Here is a 19,917-nt window from a genome sequence, read left to right on the forward strand (position 1 = left end):
CAGAATCGCGTGCAGTCGCAGCAACCCAACCCAACCTGCGTCCTGCACCACATTCCACTTTGAGTGTTAGCTCTATCACACTGGGTTCTCAATCTAGGTAAAGGTATGGCGCCTGCGCAAGACCGTCTCCGGAATTTTTGGTACGACCGTCCCTGCAAATCCCCGACAGGACCGGACAGTCGGGAACCAACCGGACGACACGCCCGTTGAAAGTGGCCACGACGCGCCGAAAGGCCCCTCCCAGCGACCGATACGAGAAGCGGTTCGCGGCCCGTCTCGTCGTTCCGCGATCGAAGCGCATGCGCGAAGCGCGAGTCTCGATCGCGGAACGACGAGACTCAGGGGCCGCGAACCCGCCGCAGCGAAGCGAAGGCAAGAAAACACTGCTTTAGGCTTTAGGTCGTGCCGATCTCACAAACGCTCGCGAGGCTGGTGGGTGCGTGCGTCCTGGCGGCCGTGCTCATCGCCGGGTTGCTGTTCCCGCTCGCCGGCGGTTTCGGGTTCGTGTCCAACCGGGCCGCCGATGCCGTCGACAACGTCTCCGCGGAACTTGTCGAGGGCACCGTGCCAGCGGTGTCGACCATGGTGGACGCGACCGGTGCGCCGTTCGCCTGGCTCTACGAGCAGCGGCGCTTCGAGGTGCCCAGCGACAAGATCTCCAACGATATGAAGCTGGCGATCGTGTCCATCGAGGACAAGCGCTTCGCCGAACACGGCGGCGTCGACTGGCAGGGCACCCTGCGCGCGTTCCTGCGCAACTCCTCCAGCGGCGAAGTGCAGCAGGGCGGTTCGACCATCGATCAGCAGTATGTGAAGAACTTCCAGCTGTTGGTCGTGGCCAAGACCGATGCCGAGCGCCGCGCCGCGATCGAGACAACGCCGGCGCGCAAGCTGCGCGAGATCCGCATGGCGCTGACGCTCGAGAAGGAGCTCAGCAAGGACGAGATCCTCACCCGGTACCTGAACCTGGTCCCGTTCGGCAACGGCTCCTACGGCGTACAGGACGCCGCGCAGACCTACTTCGGCGTGGACGCCAAGGATCTGAGCGTTCAGCAGGCCGCGATGCTCGCGGGCATGGTGCAGTCCAGCTCCAAGCTGAACCCCTACACCAATCCGAAGGGCGTGCTGGAGCGGCGGAACACCGTGCTGGACACGATGATCCAGAACATCCCCAGCCGCGCCGAGGAATTCCGCGCCGCGAAGGCGAGGGGGCTGGACGTACTGCCCGAACCGAAGGGCCTGCCGCGCGGCTGCATTTCCTCCGGCGACCGCGGCTTCTTCTGCGACTACGCGCTTCAGTACCTGCAGAACGCCGGGATCAGCAAGGATCAGATCGATAAGGGGGGTTATCTGATCCGCACCAATCTCGATCCCGCGGTGCAGAACTCGATCAAGGCCTCGGTCAACTCGGTGACCAATCCGCGCCTGGACGATATCGCCGAGGTGATGAGCATCGTCGGCACCGGGCAGGACACCCATCCGCTGGTCGCGATGACCTCGAGCCGCGACTACGGGTTGGATCAGGGACAGCATCAAACGGTGCAGCCGCAGCCGTATTCGCTGGTCGGTGACGGCGCGGGCTCGATTTTCAAGGTATTCACCACGGCCGCGGCGATGGAGAAGGGCCTGGGCATCAACGCCCAGCTGGATGTTCCGTCGTTCTTCACCGCGAAGGGTATGGGTAACAGCGGGACGCCGGGGTGTCCGGCGGAGACCTACTGCGTGAAGAACGTGGGCAACTACAAATCGCCGATGTCGGTGACCGAGGCGCTGGCGCAGTCGCCGAACACCGCGTTCGTCAAGCTGATCCAGGATGTCGGGGTCACCCCGACCGTGGATATGGCGATCCGGTTGGGCATGCGGTCCTACACCCAGCCCAATACCTCCGGACACGGCAACCAGAGCCTGGCCGACATGGTCAAACAGCAGAATCTGGGCTCGTTCACCCTGGGCCCGTTCGCGATCAATCCGCTGGAGCTGTCCAATGTCGCCGCGACGCTGGCCTCGGGCGGTAAATGGTGCCCGCCGAATCCGATCAAGGAGGTCGTGGATCGCAGCGGTAAGACCGTGCCGCTGACCCAGCAGGCGTGTGAGCAGGTCGTGGAGCCCGGACTGGCGAACACCCTGGCCAATGCGCTGAGTCAGGACGCGATCAGCGGTACCGCGGCCGGATCGGCGCGCGCGGCCGGGTGGAACGCGCCGGTGTCGGCGAAGACCGGAACCACCGAATCGCATCGGTCCTCGGCGTTCCTGGGCTTCACCAATTCGCTCGCGGGTGCGGCCTACATCTACGGCGACTCGCCGACGCCCGGCGAGATCTGCTCGTTCCCGCTGCGCAGTTGTGGCGACGGAAATCTCTACGGCGGTAACGAACCGGCGCGCAGCTGGTTCTCCGGCATCAGGCCGGTGCTCGACCACTACCCGCCGACGAGCCTGCCGCCGCTGGACGACAAATACGTCCGCGGCGCGAACAACTCGCAGATTCCTGATGTGACGGGCATGTCCGAGGCCGAGGCCCGGTCGACTCTGGTCGGCGCGGGATTCCAGGTCACCATCGTGAGCGTGCCCGGCTCGCCCGCCAAGGGCACCGTCATCGGCACCACGCCGAACGGCTCGGCGATCCCGGGTTCGGTGATCACGGTCAATGTCAGCGACGGGACCCAGCGCGAAGCGCCGCCGCCGGGGCCGATCCAGCTGCCGCCGGGTCTCCCGGGACTGCCGCCGCCACCGCGGTTGCCGCCGATTCCGATTCCGATTCCTATTCCTCGGTAGGGGAGACCCCGGCATCCGGCCCTGGGGGCCGGATGCCGGGGAAATTTGTGGCCGAACCCGGATACCGCGGAGCTGAAACCGAACCCCGATACCGCGGAGCTGAAACCGAACCCCGATGCCACGGAGTCGAAGCCGAACCCTGCCGGAGTTGTGGCCGACTCGAGGACAGAGTTGGGGCCGACCCGAGGTCAGATGTGTGGTCGACCCGAGGTCAGAGGTGGGCCGGTTCCAGGGCGGGGGCCGACGGGCGGCCGGTTAGAGGCGGGCCTTGACGGCGGCGGAGAGGCGGGAGCCGTCGGCGCGGCCTTCGGCCAGGCGGGTGGCTGTTTTCATGACCTGGCCCATTTGGCGCATGCCGGGGCGTTCGCCGAGTTCCTCGGCGATTTCGGCGATGGCCGTGTCGGCTATGTGGGCGACCTCCGCGTCGGTGAGGGGGGTGGGTAGGTATTCGTCGATGATCTCTTCTTCGGCGCGCTCGTTGGCGGCCAGTTCGCCGCGGCCCGCCTGTTCGAAGACCAGGGCGGCCTCGTTGCGCTTCTTGGCCTCCTTGCTCAGCACGGCGATCACCTCGGCGTCGCTGAGTTCGCGGGCCTCGGGTCCGGAGACCTCGGCGGTCTGGACGGCGGCCAGCAGCATGCGCAGCGTGCCCGTGCGCAGCGCGTCCTTACTCTTCATCGCGGCGGTGAGATCGGTACGCAACCTGGCTTTGAGTTCCGTCATGAGGCTCACGGTAGCGTCCCGTACCGGGTCCCTGTGCGGAACAGCACTCGGCGTACGTCACACCGGTCGCCTATTCTGAGCGAATGCCCGAACTCTCGTCTCCCGCACTCCGACGAGCCGCGCTGGGGGCCGTCGGAGCCGCAGCAGCCGGAATCGGCTACGCCTCGCTGATCGAACGCAATGCCTTCGTCCTGCGCGAGGCGACGCTCCCGGTCCTGCAACCGGGTTCGTCCAGCCTGCGGGTCCTGCATCTGAGCGATCTGCACATGACACCCGGGCAGAAGCTGAAACAGGCGTGGGTGCGCGAACTCGAGCGACTCGAGCCCGATCTGGTCGTCAACACCGGCGACAATCTCGCCCATCCGCGCGCGGTGCCCGCGGTGGTGCAGTCGCTGTCGGGTCTGCTGTCGCGCCCGGGCCTGTTCGTCTTCGGCAGCAACGACTACTTCGCGCCCGTGCCGAAGAATCCGCTGAAGTACTTCAAGAAGAACCACAAGCGCGTCCACGGCGCGCCGCTGCCCTGGCAGGATCTGCGCGCGGCCTTCAACGAACGCGGCTGGCTGGATCTGACCCATGTCCGCCGCGATCTCGAGGTGGCCGGAATCAAGATCGCGACCGCGGGCGTCGACGATCCGCATCTGCACCGCGACCGCTACGACACCATCGCCGGTGCGCCGAACCCGCTGGCGGAGTTGAGCATCGGCCTCACCCACTCCCCCGAGCCGCGCATCCTGGACCGATTCGCCACCGACGGTTACGACCTGGTGCTGGCCGGGCACACCCACGGCGGGCAGCTCTGCCTGCCCGGCTTCGGCGCGCTCGTCACCAACTGCGGTATCGATCGTTCCCGCGTCAAGGGCCCCTCACGCTGGGGCGCGCACACCCGGCTGCATGTCTCGGCCGGCCTGGGCACCTCACCATGGGCCCCCTACCGGTTCTGCTGCCGTCCGGAGGCTACTCTGCTCACCCTGGTGGCCGCCCCGCCGAAACGCCCCGCCGCCGACACCGGCCATGGGCTGTCGGCATCGGAGGCCGTCGCGCGCTAGGGTTGCGCGCCGGGCTGGAACGTCAGGTAGGGGACGAGGGTGACCAGTGGGTTCGAAGGACGGCCGAACGACCCGTCGGCCGACAACGCGGCTGCGACCGAGAAGATACATCGCAGACCGCCCGGGCCGGACGCACCGGAGATAGCGCCGACGCAGGCGGTCCATCGCGCCGAATCGCCCGCCGATACGGCCAAGACCGAGATGTTCGCGCGCGCCGAACCACCGCGCCCCGCCGATCCGCCGCTACCTCGCCCGGCCTGGCAGGAATTGGCCAGACCCGGCACGAACCCGCCCCCGCAGCCGCCCCGGCGGCCCGGCCCTGCCGCGAGTCCCCCACCGCAGCAACCGATTCCGGGCCGCAGTGCGCCGACACCCGCCGCGCCGCGCGAGGCCGCCCCGAATCTGGATCGTGACGCCGCGACCCGCGCCCTCCAATCGCTCGCCTCCTCCGGACGCGACGATGCCACCCGCCCGATGAACAACGTCACGCCGCCACCACGCGGTCTCGATTCGGCTGTGACCCAAGCGATTCCGACCAGTCGGCCACCGAACAACCCCGACCGGCAACACTTTCCGCAGAACCAGCCACCCCGCCGACCCCAGCCGGAACAGCCCTGGCAACTCGGCGCGACACCCGAACCCGCAGCGGCGCAACAGAAACGAAACCCCCCGCCGCCGCCACCCACCGAGGCTCCCCCGTCCAGCCGAGGCCGCAAGATCTGGCTGCTCGCGGGCGTCGGGGTGGTCGTCCTGGCCGCCGTCGCCGGTGCGGTCGCGGTGGTGTCCACCCGGCACAGCTCCGATACCGCCGCGACACAGGCCGCGCCCACACCGTCCATGGTGAGCGCGCTGACCAGCGGGCAGAACGCCGCGCCCGCGCCCACCACCTCCGCGCGCCCGACGACCACCAAGCCCGCGACCACCCCGGCCATCGCATCGGCCCCGCTGATCCCGGGCTATCAGACCGTGCTCGTCCCCGATCGCGGCGCGGCCTACGACATTCCGAAGGACTGGAAGGTCGACGCGCTCGCCACCACCACCCTCGGCAGCGGCGCCGACACCGTGGAGATCGCCGGTCGAGCCACCGACGGTGACAACTACTGCCCGCGCTCGGTGCGCACGAGTTCCTTCCTGACGCTGTCCCCGCAGGCCGATCCGGCCGCCGCGGCCGCCGATGTCGGCATGCGCATGATCAAGGTCGGCTGGCCCGCGGCCACCGGCGCCAATCCGGGCAAGGCCGAACAGCTCGTCTCCCTGGACGGGCAACTGCACGGCGCCTTCGTCGAAACCACCGGCGGCGGTACCGCGCCCGCTCCCGGCTGCGCCAAATCGTTCTCGGTCTACACCTTCGCCTTCCCGAGCGAGAACGGCAATTTCGTGATGACCATCGCCGCCGACACGGGCGTGGCCAAGTCGATCGACAAGGAAACCGCCAAGAAGGTGCTCGCCAGCATCCGCCCGCTCCCGGACCGATGACCAGCCGATTTAACGTCTGAGCCGACCCTGCTGTAAGCTACGACAGGCTCAACCACGGGGTGTGGCGCAGCTTGGTAGCGCGCCTCGTTCGGGACGAGGAGGTCGCAGGTTCAAATCCTGTCACCCCGACTCGTGTGTGGAGACACGACAGCGGCCCTCCGCCTGGTCAACAGGCAGAGGGCCGTTACTCTTTTCAACGCCGCGCTCGCCAGAACGCCATACCGAGCCGGGCGGGCGCGCACGGGCTCTCCTCGACATCGAGGAAACCGGCCTCGCGCAGCAGCCCGGGAATGCGCCCCTCGAGGTTCGCGTCGAGGACGCCGCGGCCGTGCGACAGGCGATTGGCATAGCCGCTGAGCTTGGCGAGTAGATTGCGCGGCCGACCGATATCGACGATGTGCAGTTGCCCGTCGGGGCGCAGCAGGTCGTACATGGTCCGCAGGGTCGAGATCTTCTGCGGCGTCGTGAGGTGGTGCAGGACGAAGCCGGACACGATCCGATCGAAGGAGTTCGGGGGGAAGTCCTGTTCTTCCAGTGTCCCCGAACGGATCTCGATATCCACGCCGGCCGCGGCGATGCGGCGACGGGCGATCTTCAGCATGCTGGGATCGACGTCCACGCCGATGACCCGAACATCCGGACCGACCCGCGCGACCAGCAATGCCAGCTGGCCGGGCCCGCAACCGAAATCCAGAACGGTCATCCCCGGCGCGATGTCCGCTCGCTCGACGAGCTGCTGGCGGCTCGGTTGCAGGATGCTCATCGTCCGCTCGTATATCGGTGTCAGCCAACCGAATCCGGCCGCGGGTACGAACGATCGCTGGTCACGAGTGGATCTCATCTGCACTCTTCCCTGATACGACAGTAACCCCGACCTTATCCGGTCGGGGCCACTGTTTTCGGTCTCGAGCCGACCCGCTGGTCCCCCACCCCGAGCGCGGTCAGAAAGACCAGCACCACCGTGGCGACCGCGAAGACGCCGTGACCGGTGGAATCGGCCACCAGACAGATGATCCAGATCACCAGACCGGCGGCGGCGAGCAGGAAGTGCCCGAATACGACCGGCGCGGGCAGGCGGGTCGAACCGTCCTCGCGCACAGCGCCTTTCGCCACCCACATGCCTAGTAGGACGAAACCACCCGCCGCGGTGAGCAGCCAGGTGATCAACGCCGCGATACCCATGATGTCTCCTGAGAACGAATTGGATCGAGTCGGTGCCGATAACCGGAGACGGCCAGAGCCGCGATGCTCGCGATCGACAGCGCCAGCGGGTCGCATGACCAGCGATTCGGCGATCGGCGCGGTCGCGGCCCTGGACGACGAACTGCGCCGCGGCATGTACTGGTTCATCCGGCGGATGCGCCGACCGGTCACCCGCGACGAGGCGCCCGCCGAGGTCGGCATCTCCCGCAAGCTGGCCGCCTTCCATCTCGACAAGCTCGTCGACGCCGGACTGCTGCGGGCCCACTACGAGGCGGCCGGCGGTATCCGCCGGTGGGTTGCGCGCAGAAGGTCTACAAACCGGCCGACACCGATATCGAGATCGACATTCCGCAGCGGCGTTACCGCGTCCTCGCCGAAATCCTGCCCTTTCATCCCTTGGCCGCGAACGACGCCGAGGGCTGACCCGAGACAACATCGGGCAACGCGTTGCGAACACCCGAAGAAGCGCAGGTTACCGGCCCGGCTCGACCGGATGTCCATAACTCTAATTCGATGATTCCGGGTGGTAGCTTCCCCCCGCTGCTGTTAGCGTCTGTAACAAATGCGTCACACCGTGCGGTAATCCGTTGTAACACAACGCATTACACAATCCTCCGCCGACAGGGCAGGCGGACGTGCGGTACGGCCCGGAATCGCGGGCCCGGCGCCGATGGGGTCACCGGGTGTCGTCGGCGCGCGTCATGATGGAGGACCTGGTGATCGAGCTCGGTGCGGAACGCCCTACGGCGCAATCATCATCGGCATGCGGGCAGCGAATGCATCGACTGTTCGAGGCCAGCTGTGATCGCACGCCCGAGGCGATCGCGCTGGAATGCGCCGGAACGAGCCTGACCTACGCCGAATTGGACTCCCGGGCCAATCGCCTGGCGCATCGGCTGCGCGGCCTCGGCGTGGGAGCGGGCGCCCGGGTGGCGATCCTGCTGCCGCGCTCGCCGCACACCTATGTCGCACTGCTCGGCATCGGCAAGTCCGGGGCCGCCTTCGTACCGATCGATCCGGGCGCACCGGCGGACCGCGTGGCCTACATCGTCGCCGATGCCGGGGTCGAGGCCGTGGTGACCTGTACCGAACTGGCCCCCGCACTGCCGGATTCGAACCTGACGATCGTTCTCATGGACAGCGATGCGCTCGCCGACGCCTCGCCCGTGCGCCCGGAACCGCCGGACGAGCCCGACGATCCGGTGGCGTATGTGATGTACACATCCGGTTCCAGCGGACGCCCGAAGGGTGTGCTGATCGCGCAGTCGAGCATCTGCAACTTCCTCGGCGTCGTACCCGAGGTCTACGACGTGCGCCCCGGCGATCGGGTGTACCAGGGCATGACGATCTCGTTCGACTTCTCCATCGAGGAGATCTGGCCGACGTGGGCGCGCGGCGCGACTCTCGTTGCGGGGCCGACCGATTCGCGGCGGCTGGGCGCGGAGCTGGCCGACTTCCTCGAGGTCGCCGCGGTGACGGTGCTGTACTGCGTACCCACACTGCTGGCCACCATCCCGCGGGAGTTGCCCGGCATCCGCAGCATCCTCGTCGGCGGCGAAGCCTGCCCTGCCCATCTGGTCGAACGATGGGCCCGCCCCGGCCGCCGCATGCTCAACACCTACGGCCCCACCGAGGCCACCGTCACCGCCACGGTCGGCGAACTCCTCCCCCACCAGCCCGTCACCATCGGCCGACCCCTGCCCACCTACTCGATCGTCCTGCTCGACGACGACCGAAACGAGGTCGGCTCGGGCGAGGTCGGCGAAATCTGCATCGGCGGACCGGGAGTCGCCCTCGGCTACATCGGCCGCCCCGACCTCACCGCCGACCGCTTCCTGGACCACCCCAGCACACCCGACGGCAAGCTCTATCGCACCGGCGACCTCGGCCGCCACACCCCCACCGGCGAACTCGAATACCTCGGCCGCGCCGATGCCGAGGTCAAGATCCGCGGCCACCGCATCGACCTCGGCGAAATCGAATCCGTCCTCATGGACCACCCGCACATCGCCGAGGCAGTGGTCACCACCACACCCGGCGCCGACGGACCGGAACTCGCCGCCTACGTCGTAGCCAGTGTCGAAGCGGACGACCTGCGCGCGCGACTGCACGAACGCATGCGAGAACGCCTGCCCGCCTACATGGTCGCCTCCTATATCGAGACACTGCCCGCCCTGCCCACCATGCCGTCGGGCAAGGTGGACCGTCGGCTGCTGCCCGCTCCGACCACCCACCGCCTCGTCGGCTCGGGCACGGTCGTCGCACCCGCCGATGCCGCCGAGGAACGCGTCCGCGACATCTGGGCCGAGGCACTGGGCCTGCCGCCCGAAACAGTCTCCGTCACAGCCGATTTCTTCACCGAACTCGGCGGACATTCGCTGTTGGCCGCGCGAACCGTATCGCGACTGCGCGAGAGCGCGGCGATTCCGCAGGCCGCGCTGCGCGATCTCTACCGGTACCCGACCGTTCGCGAACTGGCCGCGCACACCACGAACGCGACCCCCACGCTATCGCTCGAACGCCCGGAACCCTTACGGCACAGCGGCTTCGCGGTCGCCCGAGCGGGTATCGCCCAGCTGGCCGCACTGTATCTACTACTGCTCGTGATCACCCTGCCGGTGGTCTACGTCTACACCGTCAACGACGGCTACGTCTCCTTCGATGTACTCGCGCAGCTGCTGCTCGCCCTGCTCATCGCCTATCTGAATGTGCGCTGGGTGGTGCCGATCCTGTTGGGCCGCATCCTCGTCGCGGGCGTGCGGCCTGGCCGCTATCGACTATGGGGCCCGACCTATCTGCGTATCTGGGCCCTGCATCTACTGCTGACGATCGGCCCGCTGCCGGTGCTGTCGGGCTCCCCGCTGGCGAATGTGTATCTGCGCCTGCTCGGCGCGCGTATCGGGCGCGGCGCGCATATCGCCAGCGGCTCGATCAGCCTGCCGCATCTGCTCGATATCGGACCCGGCGCATCCATCGGATACGGAGTCACCCTGTGGCCCTGGCGAATCGAGGACGGCTGGGTCGTCGTCGCGCCCATCGCGATCGGCTACGACGCCTTCGTCGGCGCGCACGCGGTCCTCGATCCCGGATCAGTGGTGTCGGCCCGGGCGGCGCTGGGCGAGCAGTCGGCCCTCGGCCGGGGTGTGACCGTACCGCCCGAACAGCGCTGGTCCGGATCCCCGGCGGTCCCGACCGAACGGCTTTCGGATGCGGCCGAGGCGATTCTGGCCACGCCGCCCAGCCGCGCGCCGTGGACGCGGCCGCAGCTGGCGATTATCGCGGCGGCGGCGTTGATCCTCGAGGTCGCCGCGATCGCGATGATCGTGCCCGCCACCGCATTCGTCTGGTGGGCGCTGCTGCGCTTCGACCTGCTGATCGGCCTGATCTCCACCCTGCTGGCCGGTCCGGCCTTCGTGCTCACCGTCTGCGCGCTGGTGGCCGCCGGTAAGTGGCTGGTGCTGCCGCAGCTGCCGACGGGCATCCATCCGGCCCGCTCAGCGCTGGGCGTGCGAAAGTGGGTGGCGGACAAGCTGTTCGAATACAGCCTCGAATTCACCAATTCGCTCTACGCCACGCTCTACACCGTGCCGTGGCTGCGCCTGCTCGGCGCGCGCATCGGGCGCGGTTCGGAGGTGTCGACCGCCGCGCATCTGGATCCGGATCTGCTCGAACTCGCCGAGGGCACCTTCGTGGCCGATATGGCCAGTGTCGGCGCGGCGACCTTCGGCCACGGCTGGATCTCCTTCGCTCCCACCACGATCGGGCGACGCTCGTTCATCGGCAACGCGGCGGTCGTCTCGGCGGGCGCGACCGTCGGCGCGGGCGCGCTGGTCGGCGTCGGCACACTGCCGCCGCGCACCGGGGTGCCCGACGGGACCTCTTGGCTCGGTTCCCCGGCGATGCATCTTCCGGTGCGCCAGGATTCGGGCGACTTCCCGGAGACGGCCACCTACGCACCGACACCGCGGCAGATCAGGCATCGGCTGGCCATCGAATTCTTCCGCGCCACCCTGCCCGCGACCGTTCTCGGCACCGGCTTCTATCTGTATCTGTGGTCGCTGTCCATACTGGCGCACGGCCGCGACATCGGCGTACCCGCACTGGTGTCACCGCTGGTGGCCGGGGCCGTCGCGGTCGCGATCGTGGGCTACTGCGCGGCGGTCAAACGCGGGGTGGTCGGCCGCTACGGCCCGCGGGTGGAACCACTGTGGGATCCGTTCGTGCGCAAGAGCGAATTCGTGACCGGCCTGTACGAGGCGGCCGCCGTCCCGGCCTGTCTGGCGCTGCTGATCGGAACCCCACTACTGCCGCCGCTGCTGCGCTGGTTCGGCGCGGAAATCGGGCGGCGCACCTGGATCGGCACCACCTACTTCACCGAATTCGATCTGGTGATCATCGGTGACGACGCGGCGGTGGGCCCGGAGGCCTCGTTGCAGACCCATCTGTTCGAGGACCGGGTGATGAAGATGTCGACGGTGACCATCCGCCCCGGGGCCACGGTCGGCACCCGCGCGATCGTGCTCTACGACGCCGTTGTCGGCGATCGGGTGGTCCTGGACTCGCTGTCGCTGCTGATGAAGGGCGAACAGCTCACCGCCGATACCCGCTGGGCCGGAATTCCCGCGCAATTGGCCGTCGTCGGCTGAGGAGTGACGCCATGAAATACGCTCTGCAATCCCGACTCTCGCGCCCGGTGGCCCTGGTCTACCGCGGCCCCGCCAGCCTGCCGGGCTGTCCCGAGGCCGTCGCGGACATGCTGGCCGCGAGCCATTGGGATTTCGACATCCATTTCACCGGACCGCGCGAGCGAGTGCCGCTGTCGCAGGCCACCCTCGCCCGCGCGACGCTCTACGCCCAGCCCGGCGGCGACACCCTCGACGCGGCCTACCGCCACCTGCGCGATCAGCGCGAGGCGATCCGGGGTTTCGTGGGTGCGGGCGGGCGCTATCTCGGTTTCTGCCTCGGCGGCTATCTGGCCGGCGCCACACCGGGATTCGCACTGCTGCCCGGCGATACCGACCGCTATATCGACACCCGGCGCGCCACCGTGCGCACCGAGGACAATGCCGTGGTCGAGGTGGTGTGGCGCGGACGACCGCGGCGGCTGTTCTTCCAGGACGGTCCGCATTTCGAGATCGAAACAGACCGCGGCACAACGGTTCTGGCGACCTACCCGAACGACGCCATCGCGGCCGCGGTGACGGGGTTCGGCGCGGGTCGGGTGGGGGTGGTCGGCCCGCATCCGGAGGCCACGCCCGACTGGTTCGCCGATGCCGGACTGCCGTTTCCGCACGGCAACGACCGGCTGCCGGCCTGCGGCCGCGATCTCGCCCACGATCTGGTGAACGCGGTGATGGCTCGATGACCACCGCCGTCGCACCCACCCGGCCCACCGAAAAAGCCTCCGGCACAGCCGCTTCCACGGCCCGCCTGATCGGTGTCGACGCCGCGCGCGGCCTCGCCCTGATCGGCATGATGGCCGTGCACGTCCTGCCGGACGCCACCGACGACGGCGACCCGACCTGGAGTTTCGCCCTGTTCGGCGGGCGCGCCTCGGCGCTGTTCGCGGTATTGGCCGGGGTCTCGGTGGCGCTGCTGACCGGTCGTCGCCGGGTTCGGCTCGCCGATGCGCCGGGGCATGCGGCGGGACTGGCCGCGCGAGCGCTCGCCGTGGGCGCGATCGGGCTCGCGCTCGGCTATACCGAACCGGAGCTGGCGACGGTCATTCTGCCGTACTACGCCGTGCTGTTCGTGGCCGCGATTCCGCTTGTGCTGCTGCCGACCTGGGCGGTCGGAGTGGTGGGCGCGGGGATTGTCGCCGGGGCTCCGGTAGCCACCCATCTACTGCTGGGGCGGCTGCCCGATGCCAGCGGCGACAATTTCGCCTTCACCGATCTGGTCACGCGGCCGGGGCAGTTGATCGCCGAACTTTGTGTGACGGGCGAATTTCCGGCCCTGCCGTGGCTGGCCTATCTGTGCGCCGGACTGGTCGTCGGCAGGCTCGATCTCGGTCGTATGCGAAATATGTTGCTGCTCATCGCCTTCGGCGCGGGAGCGGCCTGGGGCGCGCCCGCGCTGTCGACTTTCCTGCTGAACGCCCAGCACGGCCTCGACCACATCCTGGCCGCCCAGCCCGCGAGCGCGCTGACCCTCGACGAGACCGAACAGATGCTGGAATTCGGCGCGGACGGCACGGTTCCCGACGACACCTGGTGGTGGCTCGCGGTGGCCGGGCCGCATACCGGAACCCCGCTGGATCTGCTCGCCACCGTCGGCTCGTCGGTCGCGGTCCTGGGCGTCCTGCTCGCGATCACCCGAACGGCCCTCGTCCGCCGGGCGCTGCGGCCACTCGCCGCGGCCGGGCGGATGACCCTGACGCTCTACACATTGCATCTGATCTTCATCAACAGCGAATTCGATCATTACTCCCGCACAACGAGTTACGCGGCGCAGACGGTCGCGGCGCTGCTGATCGGCCTGGCCTGGACCGCCACCGCCGGACGCGGCCCGCTGGAATCGCTGGTCACCGCGATCGCACGCCGGGCCCGCCGCGCGGCCACCCGGACGAGAGCCGCGACATGATCCGCCGCCGCACCTTTCTGATCGCCACGGCCGCGGCGGTCACCACGACCGCGGGAGCGGGAGCCTTCGCCACCTACGAACTGCTGCACGACAATCCGCCGCTGGCGCTGGTGTACCGCGGACCGGCCGCCACCCCGGGATGCCCGGAAGCCGTTGCGGCACTGCTGCGCACGACCTCGACACGGCTGCGAGTCGAATACGTCGGGCCGCGCGAGAAACTGGAGTTGAGTGTCGAAAACCTGGCCCGAGCACGGATTTTCGCCCAGCCCGGCGGCGGTGATGTGGAATCGGCCTGGCCTCGACTGCGCAAACACGCCGACACCGTGCGCGACTGGGTGCGCGGCGGGGGCGTCTATCTCGGCTTCTGCCTGGGCGGATATCTCGCGGGTGCCCCCGGATATCGGCTGCTGGCCGGGAATTCCGAGCAGTACATCGCCACCGCGAACGCGGTCGTCACCACCGCCGACGACGCGATCGTCCCGGTGACCTGGCGTGGCCAACGACGCAAACTGTACTTCCAGGACGGGCCGACCTTCCGAATCCGTTCCGGCACAGCGCTACAGCAATTGGCCACCTATCCCACCGGCGAACCGGCCGCCATCGTCACCCGCTACGGCCAGGGTCGCGTCGGCCTGACCGGACCGCATCCGGAGGCCGACGAGAGCTGGTTCCATCCGCCGCGCCTGCCCGCCACCGATGCCATCCACCCCGAACTCGGCCACGACCTCATCGAAACCACGCTCGCCATTCAATAAACAAGGGAGAAGCCATGTTTCGCCGTCTGCTCCGCGTCGTTCTCGCGGTGGCCGTACTGCTCACGATTCCGGCGACGGCGGCGGCCTTCGCGGTATCGGCGCACAATGCCTCCACCGAGCGCCCGCATCAACCGGCCGCGGCGCTGCCGACCCTGCGGGCGGGCACCGCGGCCTGTGCGATGCCGAGTGTCTGGGACGGCGCGAGCACAGGGCGCGGAGTGACCGTGCGGCTACATCATCTGAAGACCCCGGGTCCGGTGACGGTCACGGTGGTCTACACCTCCGGCGAAACCACCCGGCGCACCCGCACTCTCGCGTCCGGAGTGGAGGATCTGCGCTTCAGCTTCCGCCGAGTCCACCCCGACGAGGTCGAGGCCGTCTTCGCCGAATCCGGCACAGCGCGGTGCGAGGTCGACTCCCTCGACGATTTCCTGCTGGCCGGATCGGATCGCTAGTCGATCAGCGCCAGCGCGATCGGGACGAGCAGTTCGACCAGATCCCCCATCGGCGGGCGCGGATCGGTGAGCAGCCATTCGTGCGCAAGGCCGTTGACCGCGCCGATCAGGGCGCTGGCCGCCATCCCGTGCGCGCCGCGAATACGGATATCGGATCCGGCCAGCGGAACCACCACGCGCTCGATCACGGTGGCCCACATATGCCTGCGCTCGCGGCGATGCCGTTCCATCCGCTCGCTCACGCCCACGACCTCGAGGAACGCCAGCTTCGCCCGATGCGGGTCGGCGCCATAGGATTCCAGATAGGCCGAGATCATCACCGTGGCGGCGGTGCGCGGATCGGTCTCGGCGGTGATCATGGCCAGCGCCCGGGTGATCGCCGCGGCCGCCTCGTCCTGAATCCGGTCGTAGGCGGCGACCAGCACATCCTCGCGAGTGGTGAACTCCTCGTAGAACTGCCGCTTGGACAACCCGGCGGCGGCGCACACATCCGCGAGTGAGCAATTCTGATAGCCGCGCTCGGCGAAGATCCGGGTCGCCGCGCGCAGGAAGCGATCGCGCCGCTCGGCCTTGCGTTCGGCGACGGTGCGTCCCCCGTATTGGCGCTCCACGGTTGTCACGAATCCACCGTAACCCGCGGCTGGCAGAAATCCGGGTCCACTAAATGTGACACCACTTGGTATCGGCGATTGCTTGCGATGCAGGTCACTGCGTGCCATAGTTCCGAGATATGTGAGACGAAGTGGTCTCACATAATTGAAGGAGCCCGAGTTGATCCAGCCGAGGACGGGGCGCACCCGTCGAGCGGCGCTGGTACTCGTGGCGGCCGCCGCCCTGGCCGTGCCGTCCACCACCATCGCCGTCGCCGCGCCCGAAAACCCGCCCGCGCCGGTGGCGCCCGTCGCCCCGATCCCGTTGCCCCCGGAGCTGGATCCCGGCTTCTACCATCCACCCGCCGATGCGGTCGCCGCCGCCGCGCCCGGTCAAATCCTGCGCGCGCGGCAGGTGAATGTGGCCAATGCGAGCCTGATCGGGCTCAATGTGGACGCCTGGCAGCTGTCCTACCGTTCCAACGACAGCCGCGATCAGCCCATCCCGGCCGTGGCGACGGTATTGAAACCGCGCGGATCGACGCCGGACAAGCTCGTCTCGATGCAGATCGCCGAGGACTCCCTCGCGGGATACTGCGCACCCTCCTATGCCGTTCAGCATCTGTCGGCCGGACCGTTCGTCGGCCAGATCGTCGCGCCCGCCGAATTCATCATCGCCCAGGGCGCGCTACAGCAGGGCTGGGGTGTGGTGATCCCCGATCACGAGGGTCCGAACAACGCCTACGCGGCCGGACCGCTGGCCGGGCGCATCACCCTCGACGGCATCCGCGCCGCACGGGATTTCGAGCCCATGCGGGTGACCCCGGACGCGCGGATCGGGCTCTACGGGTATTCGGGTGGCGCGATCGCCACCGGCCACGCCGCAGAGCTGAAGCAAAGTTACGCACCGGAATTGAATGTCGTCGGCGCGGCGGAGGGCGGCGTGCCCGCGGATCTCGGCGTGACCCTCGATGTCGCCAACGGCCAGCTGACCTCCGGCCTGATTCTCGCCGCGGTCATGGGAGTGGCGCGAGAATATCCCGAATTCGGGCAGTTCATCGATCAGAACATGGATCTGCTCGGCAAGGCGGTCACGACCGTACAGAGCGGATGGTGCGTGCAGTACGTCTCGGAGCTCCTGCCGTTCCTGAATCTCAAAGGGATGCTGCATACTCCGGGCGACCCCAAGGACGTGCCGGTGGTTCGCGACGTACTCGACAAGACCCGCATGGGCAAGGTCGTGCCGGATATGCCGATGTACATCTGGCAGGCCAATCCCGACGAGATCATCCCGGTGGGCCAGGTCGACGATCTCGTCGACGGCTACTGCCGGGCCGGTGGCACGGTGCGGTACACCCGCGAGCACTTCGGCGAGCACGTCGCCACCGAAGTCTCCGGCGCGGGCCCGGCGCTGCTGTGGCTGCGCGATCGGCTCGAGGGCGTACCCGCACCGGCCGGATGTTCGACGACCGATGCGGGCTGGCTCGCCCTGGACCCCAATGGTTTTCAGCTGCTGCTGTCGACCTTCGGCGAGACATTCGCCTCGTTCTTCGGCAAACCCATCGGGGTGCGATAACTCTCAGCGGATGCGCAGCTTGCGCATCAACCGCAGGGTCATGAGGGTCTGACGCAGCTGCTTGTCGAAGGGCTGTCTGGCCCGGGCCGTCATGACCTGGATCTTCTGCACGCCGACATTGACGGTGTCGGTGTACTTGAGCAGTCCGGCGTCGCCGTGGCGCGCGCCGACGCCGGACTGCTTCACCCCGCCCGAGGGCGTGCCCTTGGACGAGTACGTGGTGACGTAGCCGTCGTTGATATTGATATTGCCCGCCTCGATCCGGTCGGCCACCCGCCTCGCGTGCGCCAAATCCTTACTCCACACACTGGCATTGAGGCCGTAGGTGGTGGCATTGGCCTGGCGGATCACGTCCCGCTCATCGGAGTAGCGGTAGATCGTCGCCACCGGACCGAAGGTCTCCATGGTCGCGTGCAGCATGTCCGCCGTGACGCCGGTGAGCACGGTCGGCGCGTAGAAGGCCGGGCCGACATCGGTCATGGGCACACCGCCGGTGTGCACGGTCGCACCCTTGGCGCGGGCGTCCTCGACGTGCGCGGCCACCTTCTCCATATGATCGACCGAGGCCAGCGAACCGAATTCCGGTGTGTAGTCGTAGCGCGCACCGGCTTTCGCGCCGAGTTCCTCCGCGGCCGCGACGAAGCGGCGCACGAATTCGTCGTAGAGCCGGTCGGCCACGTAGATGCGCTCGATGTGCATACACGCCTGGCCGGAGTTGCCGTATACCGCGAACACCGCATTGGGGATCACATCGTCGAGGTCGGCGTCGTCGAGCACGATCATCGGATTCTTACCGCCCAGCTCGAGGCTGCAACCGATCAGATTGCGCCCGGCCAGTTCGCCGATGACCCGCCCGGTGGCGGTGGATCCGGTGAACATGACGAAGTCGACGTTTTCGATGATCGTCGGGCCCACATCGGGGCCACCGCCGCACACCACCTGTAGCAGTCCGCGCGGCAGACCCGCCTTGTAGAGCAGTTCCACGCCGTAGAGCACGCACAGCGCGGTCTTGTTGTCCGGCTTGAGCACCACGCCGTTGCCCGCGATCAGGGCGGGCACCGAATCCGACAGCGAGATCGCGTACGGGAAGTTCCACGGCGAGATGACCGCGACCACGCCCTTGGGCCGATGCTGTTCGGTCGAGGTCGTGATGATCGGCATCGGTCCGCCGCGCCGCACGGGTTTCAGGACCCGCTTGGCGACCTTCAAATAGTGGCTGACGACCATCGGCACATCGCAGGACTCCTCGACGGCCATCCGGCGGGTCTTGCCATTGCCGATCTGGATGAGTTCGGCGATGGTCTCGTGCTCGGCCAGTAGCAGCTCATGGGCCTTCTCGAAGACCGCGAGCCGCCGACTCAACGGCCAGGAGGCCCATTCCCGCTGGGCCGCACGCGCGTTCGCGGCCGCCGCGACGACATCCTCCGGTGAGGACTGCGGCAGCGATCCGATCGCCTTGCCGGTGTAGACCTCGATCATCTCGTAGGGTTCGCGCTTCTCGCCGGCGGCGCCCGCGGCCACCATCCCGGTCAGCCGATCGATGAGCGCCTTCGTGATCCGCGGCGGCAGCGTGGCCGTGCCGTCCTGCGTGGTTGTCTCCATCGCCGATCTCTCCATCCACTTGCCGCCCGTGACGGCGGTCACCAGATTCCAAACTAGAACACGTTATTGTTTCCTACAATGTCGCCGGGTAACTTCGTCCTCGAAGCGCAGGTAATTTCCGAGCAGAGAGGGTTGACGATGACGTCGGCAGCCGCTGAAACCAGTAGCAATACAGAACCGCACGCCCTGATCGAGCGACGCGGCGCCACGCTGATCGTCACCATGAACCGCCCGGCCGCGCGCAACGCGCTGACCGGCGAGATGCTCGAGCTGATGGTCGGGGCCTGGGACACCGTCGACAACGATCCGGAGATCCGGTCGTGCATTCTCACCGGCGCGGGCGGCGCGTTCTGCGCCGGTGCGGATCTCAAGGCCATGACCAAGCGGAACCACGCCGAAAGCATGAGCGAGGGCGGCGGATTCGACCCGACCCGACTGCCCGGCCTGCTCAAGGGCCGACGCCTCACCAAGCCGCTGATCGCCGCCGTGGAGGGTCCGGCCATCGCGGGCGGCACCGAGATCCTGCAGGGCACCGATATCCGGGTGGCGGGCGAGAGCGCGAAATTCGGTGTCTCCGAGGCGCGTTGGAGCCTGTTCCCGATGGGCGGTTCGGCCGTGCGACTGCCCCGCCAGATCCCCTACACCGTCGCCGCCGACATCCTGCTCACCGGCCGCCACATCACCGCCCGCGAGGCCAAGGACATCGGCCTGATCGGCCACGTGGTCCCCGACGGCACCGCCCTGGACAAGGCCCTCGAGATCGCCGACCTGATCAATGCCAACGGCCCCCTCGCCATCCGCGCGATCCTGCAAACCATGCGCGACACCGAGGGCCTGCACGAGGAGGAGGCCTTCAAGATCGACGCCAAACTCGGCCTGGCAGTCTTCCGCAGCGAGGACGCCAAGGAGGGCCCCCGCGCCTTCGCGGAAAAGCGCAAACCGGAATTCAAGGGCCGCTGACCCTGAGGCCCTGCCCAACACTCCCGTCCCCTGTCGGCCGACAAGTCCAGTCCCGTCGGCCGACAATCCCGCTCCCGGCGGCTGGCAGTCCCGTTCCCGGTGGCCGACAATCCCGCTCCCGTCGGCTGGCAGTCCCGTTCCCGGTGGCCCACAATCCCGCTCCCGTCGGCTGGCAGTCCC

General features: G+C 68.1%; 16 protein-coding genes and 1 tRNA gene. 12 read left to right on the forward strand and 5 right to left on the reverse strand.

What is annotated here, in order from left to right:
• Window positions 1–402 precede the first annotated feature (402 nt).
• Window positions 403–2,772 carry a penicillin-binding protein gene (locus NP4_RS14755; RefSeq protein WP_067997887.1) on the forward strand — a complete coding sequence of 790 codons (2,370 nt, stop codon included), beginning with the start codon at window positions 403–405 and terminating at the stop codon, window positions 2,770–2,772.
• A gap of 255 nt (window positions 2,773–3,027) precedes the next feature.
• Here the strand turns inward: NP4_RS14755 and NP4_RS14760 are convergent, their stop codons facing one another.
• A complete protein-coding gene (locus tag NP4_RS14760) occupies window positions 3,028–3,492 on the reverse strand; it encodes a GatB/YqeY domain-containing protein (RefSeq protein ID WP_067997889.1) in 465 nt (154 codons plus the stop codon).
• Between the two features lie 83 nt (window positions 3,493–3,575).
• On the opposite strand from NP4_RS14760, the gene NP4_RS14765 reads away from it, so the two are divergent.
• From NP4_RS14765 to NP4_RS14775, 3 genes are all read left to right on the forward strand, one after another.
• Complete coding sequence (locus NP4_RS14765) at window positions 3,576–4,538, forward strand: metallophosphoesterase (RefSeq protein WP_067997892.1); 963 nt, start codon at window positions 3,576–3,578, stop codon at window positions 4,536–4,538.
• A 39-nt stretch (window positions 4,539–4,577) separates the two neighbouring features.
• Window positions 4,578–6,014 carry a DUF8017 domain-containing protein gene (locus tag NP4_RS14770; RefSeq protein WP_067997895.1) on the forward strand — a complete coding sequence of 479 codons (1,437 nt, stop codon included), beginning with the start codon at window positions 4,578–4,580 and terminating at the stop codon, window positions 6,012–6,014.
• Between the two features lie 55 nt (window positions 6,015–6,069).
• Window positions 6,070–6,143 (forward strand) — tRNA-Pro (locus NP4_RS14775).
• 64 nt (window positions 6,144–6,207) lie between these two features.
• Here NP4_RS14775 and NP4_RS14780 read toward each other — a convergent pair.
• Window positions 6,208–6,855 carry a class I SAM-dependent methyltransferase gene (locus NP4_RS14780; protein WP_082875862.1) on the reverse strand — a complete coding sequence of 216 codons (648 nt, stop codon included), beginning with the start codon at window positions 6,853–6,855 and terminating at the stop codon, window positions 6,208–6,210.
• Window positions 6,856–6,890: 35 nt separating this feature from the next.
• Window positions 6,891–7,196 (reverse strand): hypothetical protein, encoded by a 306-nt coding sequence (locus NP4_RS39895; RefSeq protein WP_082875863.1) that lies wholly within the window; start codon window positions 7,194–7,196, stop codon window positions 6,891–6,893.
• A gap of 312 nt (window positions 7,197–7,508) precedes the next feature.
• Between NP4_RS39895 and NP4_RS42600 the strand changes: the two genes are divergently transcribed.
• From NP4_RS42600 to NP4_RS14810, 6 genes are all read left to right on the forward strand, one after another.
• The gene (locus NP4_RS42600; RefSeq protein WP_255285512.1) at window positions 7,509–7,640 is read left to right on the forward strand and encodes a hypothetical protein; all 132 of its coding nucleotides are present in this window, start codon (window positions 7,509–7,511) and stop codon (window positions 7,638–7,640) included.
• Window positions 7,641–7,993: 353 nt separating this feature from the next.
• Window positions 7,994–11,863: a Pls/PosA family non-ribosomal peptide synthetase gene (locus tag NP4_RS14790; RefSeq protein ID WP_067997903.1), complete on the forward strand. Its 3,870-nt coding sequence runs from the start codon at window positions 7,994–7,996 to the stop codon at window positions 11,861–11,863.
• An 11-nt stretch (window positions 11,864–11,874) separates the two neighbouring features.
• Window positions 11,875–12,582 carry a BPL-N domain-containing protein gene (locus NP4_RS14795; RefSeq protein WP_067997906.1) on the forward strand — a complete coding sequence of 236 codons (708 nt, stop codon included), beginning with the start codon at window positions 11,875–11,877 and terminating at the stop codon, window positions 12,580–12,582.
• Window positions 12,579–13,799: a heparan-alpha-glucosaminide N-acetyltransferase domain-containing protein gene (locus tag NP4_RS14800; protein WP_067997911.1), complete on the forward strand. Its 1,221-nt coding sequence runs from the start codon at window positions 12,579–12,581 to the stop codon at window positions 13,797–13,799. The genes NP4_RS14795 and NP4_RS14800 overlap by 4 nt, the downstream gene beginning before the upstream one ends.
• Window positions 13,796–14,554, forward strand: a complete 759-nt coding sequence (locus NP4_RS14805; protein ID WP_114755641.1) for a BPL-N domain-containing protein — start codon at window positions 13,796–13,798, stop codon at window positions 14,552–14,554. Before NP4_RS14800 ends, NP4_RS14805 begins: the two co-directional genes overlap by 4 nt.
• 14 nt (window positions 14,555–14,568) lie before the next feature.
• Window positions 14,569–15,009: a hypothetical protein gene (locus NP4_RS14810; protein ID WP_067997914.1), complete on the forward strand. Its 441-nt coding sequence runs from the start codon at window positions 14,569–14,571 to the stop codon at window positions 15,007–15,009.
• Here NP4_RS14810 and NP4_RS14815 read toward each other — a convergent pair.
• Window positions 15,006–15,629: a TetR/AcrR family transcriptional regulator gene (locus tag NP4_RS14815; protein WP_067997917.1), complete on the reverse strand. Its 624-nt coding sequence runs from the start codon at window positions 15,627–15,629 to the stop codon at window positions 15,006–15,008. The genes NP4_RS14810 and NP4_RS14815 overlap by 4 nt on opposite strands.
• Before the next feature lie 154 nt (window positions 15,630–15,783).
• Between NP4_RS14815 and NP4_RS14820 the strand changes: the two genes are divergently transcribed.
• Entirely contained in the window at window positions 15,784–17,175 is a 1,392-nt protein-coding gene (locus NP4_RS14820; protein ID WP_067998011.1) for a lipase family protein, read from the forward strand.
• A gap of 3 nt (window positions 17,176–17,178) precedes the next feature.
• Here NP4_RS14820 and NP4_RS14825 read toward each other — a convergent pair whose 3' ends face one another.
• On the reverse strand, window positions 17,179–18,819 hold the full coding sequence (locus tag NP4_RS14825; RefSeq protein WP_245997853.1) for a succinic semialdehyde dehydrogenase: 1,641 nt from the start codon (window positions 18,817–18,819) through the stop codon (window positions 17,179–17,181).
• A 96-nt stretch (window positions 18,820–18,915) separates the two neighbouring features.
• On the opposite strand from NP4_RS14825, the gene NP4_RS14830 reads away from it, so the two are divergent.
• On the forward strand, window positions 18,916–19,737 hold the full coding sequence (locus NP4_RS14830; RefSeq protein ID WP_067997924.1) for a crotonase/enoyl-CoA hydratase family protein: 822 nt from the start codon (window positions 18,916–18,918) through the stop codon (window positions 19,735–19,737).
• The last annotated feature ends 180 nt before the right edge of the window (window positions 19,738–19,917 follow it).

The organism is Nocardia pseudobrasiliensis NBRC 108224 (genome assembly GCF_001613105.1).
Lineage (GTDB): Bacteria > Actinomycetota > Actinomycetes > Mycobacteriales > Mycobacteriaceae > Nocardia > Nocardia pseudobrasiliensis.